Source organism: Enterobacter sp. JBIWA008 (assembly GCF_019968765.1).
Lineage (GTDB): Bacteria > Pseudomonadota > Gammaproteobacteria > Enterobacterales > Enterobacteriaceae > Enterobacter.
In genome coordinates this window covers 4172566-4184893 of the sequence record NZ_CP074149.1, presented here as the reverse complement: position 1 = coordinate 4184893, position 12328 = coordinate 4172566, and the positions used below count along the sequence as shown (strand labels likewise).

17 protein-coding genes are annotated in these 12328 nt (G+C 55.9%); all 17 read left to right on the top strand.

What is annotated here, in order from left to right:
• The 17 genes from KGP24_RS20275 to KGP24_RS20195 all read left to right on the top strand — a co-directional run bounded on the left by KGP24_RS20275 (position 1) and on the right by KGP24_RS20195 (position 12302).
• Positions 1-2190: a replication endonuclease gene (locus KGP24_RS20275; RefSeq protein WP_223561618.1), complete on the top strand. Its 2190-nt coding sequence runs from the start codon at positions 1-3 to the stop codon at positions 2188-2190.
• Positions 2191-2299: 109 nt separating this feature from the next.
• On the top strand, positions 2300-2740 hold the full coding sequence (locus KGP24_RS20270) for a DinI-like family protein (protein WP_223561617.1): 441 nt from the start codon (positions 2300-2302) through the stop codon (positions 2738-2740).
• Positions 2741-2919: 179 nt separating this feature from the next.
• On the top strand, positions 2920-3123 hold the full coding sequence (locus KGP24_RS20265) for a tail protein X (RefSeq protein ID WP_023309248.1): 204 nt from the start codon (positions 2920-2922) through the stop codon (positions 3121-3123).
• Entirely contained in the window at positions 3114-3335 is a 222-nt protein-coding gene (locus KGP24_RS20260; protein WP_023309247.1) for an HP1 family phage holin, read from the top strand. Before KGP24_RS20265 ends, KGP24_RS20260 begins: the two co-directional genes overlap by 10 nt.
• Positions 3319-3828, top strand: coding sequence for a lysozyme (locus KGP24_RS20255; protein ID WP_223561616.1), 510 nt, complete (start codon positions 3319-3321; stop codon positions 3826-3828). Before KGP24_RS20260 ends, KGP24_RS20255 begins: the two co-directional genes overlap by 17 nt.
• Complete coding sequence (lysB, locus tag KGP24_RS20250) at positions 3825-4250, top strand: Rz-like lysis system protein LysB (protein WP_223561615.1); 426 nt, start codon at positions 3825-3827, stop codon at positions 4248-4250. The genes KGP24_RS20255 and lysB overlap by 4 nt, the downstream gene beginning before the upstream one ends.
• Entirely contained in the window at positions 4138-4383 is a 246-nt protein-coding gene (lysC, locus tag KGP24_RS20245) for an Rz1-like lysis system protein LysC (RefSeq protein WP_245403331.1), read from the top strand. Before lysB ends, lysC begins: the two co-directional genes overlap by 113 nt.
• On the top strand, positions 4346-4813 hold the full coding sequence (locus tag KGP24_RS20240) for a phage tail protein (protein ID WP_223561614.1): 468 nt from the start codon (positions 4346-4348) through the stop codon (positions 4811-4813). Before lysC ends, KGP24_RS20240 begins: the two co-directional genes overlap by 38 nt.
• Before the next feature lie 112 nt (positions 4814-4925).
• Positions 4926-5567 carry a phage baseplate assembly protein V gene (locus KGP24_RS20235; protein WP_047646380.1) on the top strand — a complete coding sequence of 214 codons (642 nt, stop codon included), beginning with the start codon at positions 4926-4928 and terminating at the stop codon, positions 5565-5567.
• On the top strand, positions 5564-5914 hold the full coding sequence (locus KGP24_RS20230) for a GPW/gp25 family protein (protein ID WP_023309241.1): 351 nt from the start codon (positions 5564-5566) through the stop codon (positions 5912-5914). The genes KGP24_RS20235 and KGP24_RS20230 overlap by 4 nt, the downstream gene beginning before the upstream one ends.
• Positions 5915-5919: 5 nt before the next feature.
• Entirely contained in the window at positions 5920-6828 is a 909-nt protein-coding gene (locus tag KGP24_RS20225; protein WP_223561613.1) for a baseplate assembly protein, read from the top strand.
• Positions 6821-7351, top strand: a complete 531-nt coding sequence (locus KGP24_RS20220; protein WP_223561612.1) for a phage tail protein I — start codon at positions 6821-6823, stop codon at positions 7349-7351. Before KGP24_RS20225 ends, KGP24_RS20220 begins: the two co-directional genes overlap by 8 nt.
• An 11-nt stretch (positions 7352-7362) precedes the next feature.
• Positions 7363-9384 carry a phage tail protein gene (locus tag KGP24_RS20215; protein ID WP_223561611.1) on the top strand — a complete coding sequence of 674 codons (2022 nt, stop codon included), beginning with the start codon at positions 7363-7365 and terminating at the stop codon, positions 9382-9384.
• A gap of 2 nt (positions 9385-9386) precedes the next feature.
• Positions 9387-9824 carry a tail fiber assembly protein gene (locus KGP24_RS20210; RefSeq protein WP_223561610.1) on the top strand — a complete coding sequence of 146 codons (438 nt, stop codon included), beginning with the start codon at positions 9387-9389 and terminating at the stop codon, positions 9822-9824.
• 395 nt (positions 9825-10219) lie between these two features.
• Positions 10220-11407 (top strand): phage tail sheath protein, encoded by a 1188-nt coding sequence (locus KGP24_RS20205; RefSeq protein ID WP_114978754.1) that lies wholly within the window; start codon positions 10220-10222, stop codon positions 11405-11407.
• An 11-nt stretch (positions 11408-11418) separates the two neighbouring features.
• On the top strand, positions 11419-11937 hold the full coding sequence (locus KGP24_RS20200) for a phage major tail tube protein (protein WP_223561609.1): 519 nt from the start codon (positions 11419-11421) through the stop codon (positions 11935-11937).
• 56 nt (positions 11938-11993) lie between these two features.
• Positions 11994-12302, top strand: coding sequence for a phage tail assembly protein (locus tag KGP24_RS20195; protein WP_223561608.1), 309 nt, complete (start codon positions 11994-11996; stop codon positions 12300-12302).
• Positions 12303-12328: the final 26 nt, after the last annotated feature.

Below are 12328 nucleotides of genomic sequence, written 5' to 3'. Positions count from 1 at the left end.
TTGGCTACGTCATTTGCGTATCCGTGGAATGCCCCGCGGTCGGCCATTGCCAGCCCTTATCTCACCCATGCCCAACAGCAGCGCCGCGATCGCCTTTTCGCGGCGCTGCAGCAGGCAAGAATTGCCCTCTCACAGCAGCCCGACTGCGTACGCTTCGAAATCTGGCGCACGGTTGACGCCCTCGAACAGCATCGGGGCAGCCCGCAGGCCAACGCCTTTTTGATCCGCTTCTGCAAAAGGATGTTACCCCGCCTGCGGCGGGTCTCTGAACGCTATGCCTGCGCAGGCCTGCACGACGAGCTCTCCAGGGCCGTGTTTGACGGCCATTTCGACACTCAGCTTTTGCAATACCTCGCCTCGCGGATGGTCGAACTGGTTGCCCGCTATAACCGCCTTCCGGATATGTCCCGCGCGGACATCGACCTGCTGGCCGCAGATATCGCCAGCTTTATTCGCGGCGAGCTGGCGAATATTAACGATGCTGAGATGGGCGAATACCAGACGCTGTACGTCTGGTATCAGCGCGCCGGGCTGATCGCCCGGCAGTTCAACGTGTCGCCTCCGCACTGGGAGCGGGTGTCGAAGACGTTTTTCGACAAAGATGACGTTGCTGCGGCGGTGATCCGCATGTTCTCCGAGGCGTGGTGGCGCGGGCGCCTGCGTCGGGTCGCGGCTGCCTGGCGCGAGCATCTGCAGATTGCCCTCGGCAACGTCAGCAAACGGAGAGCGGCGTATGCGAGCAAACGCTGCGTGACCGAGTGGCGCGAGCAGAAGCGCCGCACCCGCGAATTTCTCAAGGGCATGGAGCTGGAGGATGAAGAGGGTAACCGCATCAGCCTGATTGAAAAATACGATACCTCGGTGGCCAACCCGGCGATACGCCGCTGTGAACTGATGACCCGCATTCGCGGGTTTGAAAATATCTGCGAGGCGCTGGGCTACGTGGGCGAGTTCTATACCTTAACCGCGCCCGCGCAGTATCACGCGACGCTGAAATCAGGCTTCCCCAACGCGAAGTGGAACGGGGCCAGCCCGGCGGATACGCAAATCTACTTTACCCGTCTCTGGGCGCGTATCCGGGCAAAGCTCCACCGGGACGGGCGCCGTATCTTTGGTATCCGCGTTGCGGAACCCCATCACGACGGTACACCCCACTGGCACATGCTGATGTTTATGCTGCCGGAAGACGTCGAATGCGTTCGCCGGATTATCGGGGACTACGCGCGGCAGGAGGAGAACGCTGAGCTGCAGATCGAAAGCGCCAGACAGGCTCGCTTTCACGCGGACGCGATCGATCCGCAGAAAGGCAGCGCTACCGGCTATATCGCCAAATACATCTCAAAGAATATCGACGGCTATGCGCTCGATGGCGAGACCGATAGCGAAAGCGGTGGGCTGCTGAAGGAGACGGCGTCCGCCGTGTCGGCCTGGGCGGGGCGCTGGCACATTCGCCAGTTTCAGTTCATCGGCGGCGCGCCGGTAACGGTCTACCGCGAGCTGCGACGTCTGGTGGATACCGAGGCCGCGAGCGGTCTGAGCGTTGAGTTTACCGCCGTCCATGAGGCTGCCGACGCCGGAGACTGGGCGGGTTACGTTACCGCGCAGGGCGGGCCGTTTGTGCGTCGCGATGATTTACAGGTGCGCACGCTGTATGAGCCGCGCGCCGGGTTTAACCAGTACGGCGAGGAAACGGTCCGCATCCGCGGCGTGTACGATTCTGCCGTTGGCGCGGGCAGCCCAATTTTAACCCGACTCACGCAGTGGAAAGTTGTGCCGAAGCGGGCCGCGGATCTTAAGGACGCGCCCGTATCCCCTCGGAGTTCTGTCAATAACTGTACGCAGACCGATCTTTCTCAACCCCTCAGCCGGCGTGCGAGGCGGGCGTTAACCGAACGCATCAAATTCATCCGCCCTGGCGCTACATCGCCCGTCGTCTTCGCGAACGACCCGCAGAACGGGGTACCGGAGAAGGTGATCGATGAGATACGGCTCGCCACCGGGATAGCCATCAGCCGGGCAGAAGCCCTGCATCTTATGGCGGGAGGCATCAGCCGCTTTAACGATAAATGGTGCAGGGGCGCAGCTGACGGATCGCTATTTCCTGCACCGTGCTCTTACCAGCAAAAGGCGCGGAAAATCCTTGAACGTATTGGGTATTTAACGGATCTCTTCGCTCAGAGAGCACGCTAATCTCCATCCATATCATGTACATACCGTGAAGAGTTCTGATTTTTCGCTTCACTCTTTTTATGAATACGTGCTACTGTATGTTTATACAGTATCTCGTGGTGGAGGTTGTGTGGACAGAGAGTTGAACGAGCAGGTCATGATTGAACGAGTCGAGATGATTGCGCGACTGACGACGGAAGGAACGTGTCAGGAAAGAGATCGTGAGATTGCCCTGAATTTGATTGCTGAGATTGCACGGGGAAATTTAATCAAGAACAACGCATTTACCGTTGTGTTCTCAGCATCGCCTGTTCCGGAACGAATCAAAAAAGAGGGCAACGTTCGGGTGAACATTACTCTCGATAAAGATCAGCAGATTGGCCATGCCGTCGTTGAAGCCTTTCAGTGCGAACTGACCCGCAGAATACGATCCCTGTTTCCGTCATCGCGGGTGACCGTAAAAATAGGATCGGTGACGGGGGTCGAGCTCCAGGGGCTTGAAAAAGAAGCCGATCGCGAGGCGCTGGACGCTATTCTCCGGGAAGTCTGGGAAGACGAGAGCTGGCGCTAGCCCCGGCGTCATCACCCGTACCAACACCCTCATTCCTGTTTTGCGCTTCCGTTGAACCACGCTTCGCCGCTCGCGGACGATCTGTTGTGCCTGCGATTGTCCACCCGTCAGCGATAGCGAAAAGCCTGCTGGCCCGGGAAACTCTACGTTACCTGGAAACCGGATGTTGGGAGCGTCTGATGAAAATCTATGCAATGCAGGGGGACACGCTTGATGCCGTTTGCGCCCGCTTTTATGGGCGCACGGCTGGCGTCGTTGAAGCCGTTCTGAAGGCCAATCCTGGCCTCGCGGAGTTAGGCGTTATCTTGCCTCACGGCACGCCGGTAGAGATGCCGGAGGTGAATAGCGCCCCCACAAAAGAATCCGTAAACCTATGGGACTGAGCCTGGAGAAAATCACCACGGTTATCGCCTACTGGCTGGCCGTGGCGCTGGCCTGGTTCGGGGCGATGTCTCCTGAAAAAGTCGCGCTGTACGTGGGGAGTCTTTGCGCCATTTTTACCGCGCTGACGAATTACTGGTTTAAGCGAAAAACCTGGCGCTATCTCCAGTCTCTTGGCCTCGATAAGAAGAGCATTCGTGAACTCAATCATTAAACGTTGCAGCGTCGCCGGCGTGCTGGCCCTTGCGGTGCTGATGCCTGACTTTCGATTACTGAAAACGTCCCCGGAAGGACTGGCGTTGATTGCCGATCTCGAAGGATGTCGCCTTTCGCCCTACCGGTGTAGCGCCGGCGTATGGACGTCCGGCATTGGCCACACGGCAAACGTTGTGCCGACGCGGGACATTACCGAGCGTGAGGCTGCGGTAAACCTGGTCGCTGATGTGCTCAACGTTGAGCGGCGTCTGGCGGCGTGTGCACCGGTGGAGATGCCGCCCCGTGTCTACGACGCGCTGGTAAGTTTTACGTTTAATGTCGGCGCAGGCGCCGCCTGCCGTTCGACGCTGGTGTCCTTTATCAAACGTAAACAGTGGCCGCAGGCATGCGGACAGCTTACCCGCTGGGTGTACGTCAACGGCGTCAAAAATGCCGGGCTGGAAAACCGTCGTGTCCGCGAGAAGGCCTGGTGCATGACGGGGCTGCCGTGAGAACCCTCATGCTGGCGCTGGCCGGGCTGCTGGCCATCACGCTGTGGCTTCGCCATGAGAACCTGAACCTGTCCCGTTCCTTAGCCGCGGCCAACCGGGTCGCCAGCGAGCAAAAAGCGGCCCTCGCCACGCTTAACCAGCAGCTGTCCCTGTCGCAGCGGATGGCCAGAGCAAATGAAAACGCCCAGGTCAGGCTCCGTGAGGAGCTTGTGGCTGCGGGCGAGGAGAGAGCAAGACGGGAAGCGACTATCGGGAGATTACTCAATGAAAATGAAGCGTTACGCCGCTGGTATACCGCTCAGCTGCCTGATGCTGTCCGCAGGCTGCACACCCGCTCCGCCTGCGCCTCCGCAGCACATTGTTTACAACGCCTGCCCGAAGGTGAGCCGCTGCCCGATGCCGGGAAGCGAACCCGCCACTAACGGCGATCTCAGCACGGATATTCGCAGGCTGGAATACGCCCTTATTGCCTGCGCGCTGCAGGTTGAAACCATCAAAGACTGTCAGGATAAACTCGATGCACAAACTCAAGAGCCTGCGTCAGGCATTAATTGACGCGATCCCTCAACTCAATACCAACCCGGAGCGCCTGCAGATGTCGGTCGGAAGCGGCAATATTGACGCCCGGCTGGCCACCTCGCTCTCCTTTGAAAAGCGGTATGCGCTAAACGCGAAGGTCAGCGGTTTCACCGGCGACAGCGAGGGATTTTTCGTCCCGGTGCTGGCCTGGCTTCGGGAAAACCAGCCGGACATTTTTACCCTCGATGAAGGACGCAAAAACGGTTACACCTTCGCGATTGTCCTGAACGATGACGATACGATGGATATCACCATCAGCGTGCAATTAACCGAGCGCATTCTTGTTTCCGAGGAACAGGGGGTTCTGCACGCAACGTATTCCCCCGAGCCGCCGCTGCCGGAGCCCGTCACGCGTCCGAAGGCGTTGTATATTAACGGCGAGCTGGTCAGCCAGTGGGAGGACTAACTTCCCCACGCTGAAGGCCGCCTGGCACCTACCGTCTGGACCGCTTGTTGTATCATCCCGCAGAAAACCCCGTCTCGTTGCTGCCGTTCTTCCTGAACGGCATTCTCTTCTCATGAATACATTAACTTCCATGAACGGCATCGCTCGCGCGATCCGCAATCTTATTCGTATCGGTGTTGTGACCGATGTTGACCTCAACAGAGGGCTTTGTCGTGTCCAGACCGGCGGGATGAAAACCACCTGGCTGAACTGGCTAACCTGTCGTGCGGGACGTTCGCGCGTCTGGTGGGCTCCTTCCGAGGGAGAGCAGGTGCTGCTGCTGGCCATCGGCGGCGAGCTTGATACCGCCTTTGTGCTGCCCGGCATTTTCTCTGACGACCATCCGGCACCGTCCGGGTCACCTGACGCATTCCACGTCTCGTTCCCTGACGGCGCGGTGATCGAGTACGAACCCGGGCGCGGGGCGCTGACGGTTGCAGGCATTAAAACGGCCGATATTACCGCCTCCGAATCGCTGACCGCCACCGTGCCGGAGGTGCGGGTGACGTCAACCTCCCGCATCACGCTGGATACGCCTGAAGTGGTGTGTACCAACAAGTTAATTACTGCCTCTCTTGAGGTGCAGAAGGGCGGCGTGATGGCCGGAAATATTGAGCATTCCGGCGGTAAATTCACCTCCAACGGGGTGCAGGTGGACAACCACGCGCACGGCAGTGTGCAAAGCGGCGGAAGCTGGACTAAGGGGACACAATGACGGTGCGTTACAGGGGGATGAACAGGCAGACCGGGCTGAGCATTTCAGAGGCTGAACATATCCGGCAAAGCGTGCGCGACATTCTGGTTACGCCGATCGGCTCGCGGGTCATGCGGCGGGATTACGGCTCGCTGCTGGCGGCGATGATCGACAGGCCGCAGAGTCCGGCGCTGCGTCTGCAAATCATGGCCGCCTGTTATTCCGCCATCCAGAAATGGGAGCCGCGGATAAGCCTGACGGCCATCACATTCGAGCGTTCGGAGAACGACGGGACGTTGTATGTCGATATCACCGGCACGCGCCCGACCTCCGGACAATCCTTTTCTATCACCATTTCACTGAGTTAAACGCTATGGCTATTGTTGATCTGAGCCAGCTCGCCGCGCCTGATGTCGTGGAGGAGGTGGATTATGAAACGCTGTTGGCAGAACGAAAGGCCACCTTTGTCTCCCTCTATCCGGAAGAGGAGCAAGAGGCGATTGCACGGACGCTGACCCTGGAATCCGAGCCGATTGTGAAGCTGCTGCAGGAGAACGCCTACCGGGAAGTTATCTGGCGCCAGCGGGTTAATGAGGCCGCCCGTGCGGTTATGTTGGCCTATGCAGCGGGCCGCGATCTGGACCAGATTGGGGCAAACGCTAACCTTGCGCGTCTGGTCATTACCCCTGCCGATGACGCCACGTTCCCGCCCAAGCCGGCTGTGATGGAGTCCGATACCGATTTTCGTTTGCGCATCCAGCAGGCACCGGAAGGATTGAGCGTGGCCGGTTCGACGGGCGCGTATCAGTTCCATGGACGCAGTGCAGATGGCCGGGTGGCGGATATCTCCGTAATCAGCCCACAGCCGGCGAACGTCACGATCTCAGTCCTTTCTCGGGAGAATAACGGCGTGGCCTCTGAGGAACTGCTCGCCGTTGTTCGCAATGCGCTGAACGATGAGGACGTCAGGCCCGTCGCCGACCGCGTCACCGTCCAGTCGGCCAATATTGTCGACTACAGCATTGCCGCCTCGCTATTTCTCTTCCCCGGCCCTGAAAGTGAACCCGTGCTTAGCGCGGCAAGGGCCAGGCTACAGGCCTATATCACGGCCCAGCATCGGCTTGGACGCGATATCCGCAAGTCCGCCATTTACGCAGCCCTTCACGTTGAAGGGGTGCAGAGGGTGGAGCTAACCGCACCTGCGGCGGACATCGTGCTTGATGAAACTCAGGCCTCATGGTGCAGCCACTACAGCGTAACCGTGGGGGGAAACGATGAGTAATATGCGTCTTCTACCGGTTGGCTCGTCGCCGCTTGAGGTGGCAGCGGCGCGCGCATGCGCGGACATCGAAAATACGCCCGTTCCGCTGCGCCATCTCTGGAATGCGGACACCTGCCCGGCGAATCTGCTGCCCTGGCTGGCGTGGGCGTTTTCGGTTGACCGCTGGGATGAGAACTGGCCGGAGGCCACCAAGCGGGATGTCATCCGCGCGGCGTGGTTTATTCATGCCCACAAGGGAACGATTGGCGCCGTGCGCCGCGTGGTGGAGCCGCTCGGCTATCTGATTAACGTTACCGAGTGGTGGCAAACCAACGATCCGCCCGGCACCTTCCGCCTTGATATCGGCGTGTTGGACACGGGCATCACCGAGGAAATGTATTACGAAATGGAGAGGCTTATCGCCGATGCGAAGCCTGCCAGCCGCCACCTTATTGGCCTGAATATCATCCAGGACATTCCGGGTTATCTCTATACCGGTGCCCTGAGCTATGACGGCGACATCATCACGGTTTATCCCGGATAAGTGAGAGCACAATGACAGTGAAATATAAAACGGTTATCACCAAAGCCGGTGCCGAAAAACTGGCTGCCGCGACCGTCCCGAACGGCAAGAAAGTCAATTTTACGGCGATGGCGGTGGGTGACGGTGGGGGCACATTGCCGGTTCCTGATGCCGGGCAGACGAAGCTGGTTAATGAAGTCTGGCGCCACGCGCTGAATAAAATCAGCCAGGACAACAAGAATCAAAATTATGTGATCGCGGAGTTGCTCATTCCACCAGAAACCGGCGGTTTCTGGATGCGAGAAATGGGGCTTTACGATGATGCCGGCACGCTGATTGCCGTCGGTAACATGGCGGAAAGCTATAAGCCGCTGCTGGCCGAAGGGTCAGGCCGAGCACAGACCGTACGTATGGTGGTTATGGTGAGCAACATCGACTCAATCGAGCTTTCGATAGATACCTCACTGATCATGGCAACACAGGATTATGTCGACGATAAGCTCGCAGAGCATGAGGAGTCACGCAGGCATCCTGATGCAACGCTAACGGCTAAAGGATTTACTCAGCTTAGTAGTGCGGCTGACAGCACCTCTGAGACGCTTGCTGCCACACCAAAGGCCGTGAAGGCGGTCAGCGATGAGGTTAAAACGCTGGAAAGCAGTCTCGGCGATGCTGCTTTCAGGAATGTGGCTGGCCAATCCAAGGCTGAATTAATTCCTGTTGGATATAAAGGGATATTCACATCCGAAACGTATCACGGTCCAATTGATTTTTCGACGTATGCATTCGTCGTAGGTGAATCATTATTTATTGATACACGCTATTCATTCAATAATCCACCGTTTCTGAACCAGGATTTTTATTTCATTACTGTTATCAATGCTACTGGTCCTGCACAGGGTGGAAGGGTAAATAGACCATTAATTCAGTTTGTAAGCTATTCGAACTCAGCGGCGATTTATGCTATTCGTGAAGATGATGGAACAACTATTAGCTGGCGGTATTTCCAGACTCTTAAATTTGATGAAGGTACCCAGAACGTTACCATTCCAGGTAATGTAAAAGCGCTTAATGGTGGGGTTCAGTTAAGCCAAAATGCAATAGGCATTCGCGGGATTGGTAATAAACACCTCTCGTTTTTTGACCAAGGTGGGAAAGAAATGGGTTTGGTGTATGCCTCAGACGATAAAGTGCTACACCTGAGGGCGGGAGGAGGTCCAGCGATTAATATTAATTCAAATGGGACTCTGGAAGTATCTGGTCCGGTGGGTGGTGCTGACTACTATCAGACAAACCCGTCTGGCGCTTCGGGATGGTATGGTGCCGGGGGTTTTGCTGGTCAGTATTCAAATTCTGCTCCTTTTCTGATTCCCTTACGATATTCAACGCCAAAGGGTATATCTATATATCTTCCCTTGATTAAAGGGCTGTCACAAACAGATTATCATGGCTACGGTTCAGCTGTAAGTTTCGGGATTTTACGCTCAGGAGTGGGCGATTTTGGTTCCGCAATAATACAGGTTATTGGGGATAACGGTAGCGGTGCCATATTAGCATTTAATGCAAATGGTAGATTAGATGTGCCATCACAAGTCTATAGTGGCGGTCGAGTCGATGCTGCTGGGGATATTAATTCTGCCGCAAATATATATGCCTCAGGCCAGCTTAATTCTGGTGGGAATATAGTTGCTGGTCAGGGGGTTTTTGAATCTGGCGGACAGGTAAGAGTTTACTCATCAAATAACCCGCCCCCAAATCAGTCGGGGTCAACAAATACCGGGAATTATTCCGCCTATTACCGTCACGGTAATGGACAGGTTTTTATGCAGTGTATTGGTGGTGTGTATTCCAATTCACGAACAAACCCGGACGTCACCGTATATTTACCAGCGTCATTCCCGAATGGGATTCTTGCGATTTCAGGTTCATACAGCGGAAATGGTGGTAATGATTCGGATTCATGGTGGTCAGCTTCTGCTATAAGCGCTAGCGCTTTCAACCTGCACACACGTAACACGGATGGCACATTCTCTTTTGTGGTAACAGGATATTAGTTATGCATAGTCAATTATTCAGCAATAAAACGCGCGGCTTTTATCCGATAAAAAGTCTGCGCTATTACAAGTCTGTTAACGCTCTGCCGGATGATCTTGTTCGGGTCAGTGATTCAGATCATGAAAAATTTGTCGGTGCTGCCCCCGTTAACTGCGCTCCCGGTTACAACGTCGAGAGCAAACAGATGGAGTGGGTCGCTGTAACCGCACCGGTCAGAACACCAGAAGAAATCCTCGCGGTTAATCGCAGAGAGCTATTGAGCAGGAAACGCGAGGCGGCGATTAGCGCATTTCCGCTGCAGTCTGCAGTTGATTTGGGGGTTGCCTCCGAGGAAGAAAAAGTACAACTGGAAGAACTGAAAAAATACGTTGTAGAACTGACGGGGGTTGACCTCAGTACACCTGACTGGCCTAAAACTCCTGAGTGGATATCTGTTTAAGTAGTTGGTTATTTTAAAGAAATAGCCCGCATCATGCGGGCTATTTCTTATTCATAGGGACATTCCTCATATTCTACTGTTTCATCACCGACAATGAATTTCAGCCAGTAATAGCCAAAAATCCACCATGCAGTCCGACCATCTTTTAACCAGAGTAAAATCGTCATAACCTCGTTAATGGCGCAACGATATCGATAATATTCAATCATTAATCATGGTGATCGATGATCAATGACTCATGATTGATCTCTCAAAACGATCGGTCACCTTTCCCGCGCGGGTCAACCACTCCCACTCACTGTGCGTTGTGCTGTCTTACCTCCAACGGCATTACGTTTCATAACTCCCCCGCCCAAGAGAAACTAGCCTCACCACTAAACGAAGGAGTTAACCGGATGGGCGATTATCACCACGGCGTGGAAGTTATCGAAATCAACGATGGCACCCGCACCATTTCCACCGTCTCGACGGCAATCATCGGCATGGTCTGTACGGCCAGCGATGCTGACGACAAGACATTTCCTTTAAACGAGCCCGTGCTCATTACCAACGTGCAAAACGCGATTGCGAAAGCCGGCAAGGCGGGGACGCTGTCCGCTTCTCTGCAGGCGATCGCCGACCAGTGCAAACCGGTTGTCGTGGTTGTTCGCGTGGCCGAAGGCACCGCTGAAACCCCGGAAGAGGCGCGCAAGCAGACCGTTTCCAACATCATCGGTACCACCGATGAAAACGGTAAATACACCGGCCTGAAGGCGCTTCTGACCGCGAAAACGGTAACCGGCGTTAAGCCGCGTATTCTCGGCGTGCCGGGGCTGGATTCTCAGGAAGTGGCGACCGCACTGGCCGCTATGTGCCAGAGCCTGCGCGCGTTCGGCTATGTCAGCGCATGGGGATGTAAAACCATCTCTGAGGCGATCGACTACCGCAAAAACTTCAGCCAGCGCGAGCTGATGGTTATCCATCCTGATTTTCTGGCATGGGATACCACCACGAACGCAACGACAACGGCCTGGGCAACCGCCCGCGCGCTTGGGCTGCGCGCCAAAATCGATCAGACCATGGGCTGGCATAAAACCCTGTCAAACGTTGGCGTCAACGGCGTTACGGGCGTAAGCGCCTCTGTCTCCTGGGATCTGCAGGAACAGGCTACCGATGCGAACCTGCTCAACCAGGCTGGCGTCACTACGTTGATTCGCAACGACGGCTTCAAATTCTGGGGTAACCGTACCTGCTCTGACGATCCGTTATTCGTCTTTGAAAACTACACCCGTACCGCACAGGTGCTGGCCGATACCATGGCGGAAGCGCACGCGTGGGCGATGGATAAACCCATCACGCCAACGCTTATCCGCGACATCGTTTCCGGTATTAACGCCAAGTTCCGCGAGCTGAAAACCAACGGCTATATCGTCGACGGCTCCTGCTGGTATGACCCTGAGTCGAACGATGCCTCCACCCTGAAAGCGGGGAAACTGTATATCGATTACGACTACACCCCCGTCCCGCCGCTGGAAAATCTGACCCTGCGCCAGCGCATCACCGATACCTATCTGGCAGACCTGTCAGATTCGGTTAATAGCTAAGGAGCTGAAGCATGGCGTTACCACGCAAACTTAAATACCTGAATATGTTCAACGACGGCCTGAGCTATATGGGCGTTGTTGAGTCTGTCACCTTACCGAAGCTCACCCGCAAGCTGGAGAAGTATCGCGGTGGCGGTATGCCGGGCTCGGTCTCTATCGACCTCGGCCTGGACGATGATGCCCTGGCGCTGGAGTGGACCATTGGCGGCCTGCCGGACGTGGCACTGTGGGCGCAGTATGCCTCTCCGGGCGCGGACAGCGTGCCGCTGCGCTTTACCGGCTCTTATCAGCGCGATGATACCGGCGAAATCTCCGCCGTCGAAATCGTCATGCGCGGCCGTCATAAAGAGTTTGATGGCGGTGAAAACAAGCAGGGCGAGAGCGGCACCACCAAGATGTCCACCGAGTGCGCTTACTACCAGCTGACCATTGATGGCAAAGAGATCATCGAAATCGACATCATCAACATGGTGCTCAAAGTCGATGGCGTCGATCGCCTGGCAGAACACCGTAAGGCCATCGGCCTGTAACCCTTTAACCGGCCGGGATTACCGGCCGGTGAGTTAACTTTCTAAAGAGTAACGAAATGGAAAATATCAACGAGACCGCCATGAACGAAAGTGAAAACCCACATATCGTCACCCTTGATAGCCCCGTTCAGCGCGGTGAGCAAAAAATTGAAAAGGTGACGGTCTCCAAACCGAATGCCGGGACTCTGCGTGGGATCTCGCTGGCTTCGCTGGCGCAATCCGACGTCGATGCGCTGATTAAGGTGCTGCCGCGAATGACCTCGCCCGCGCTGACCGAGCATGAGGTTGCGCGCCTGGATGCCTGCGATCTGCTCTCTTTTGCAGGTAAGGTGATCGGTTTTTTGTCACCGGCTTCGGCTCGCTGAAATTTCCTGAAAATGTGTCGGTCGAC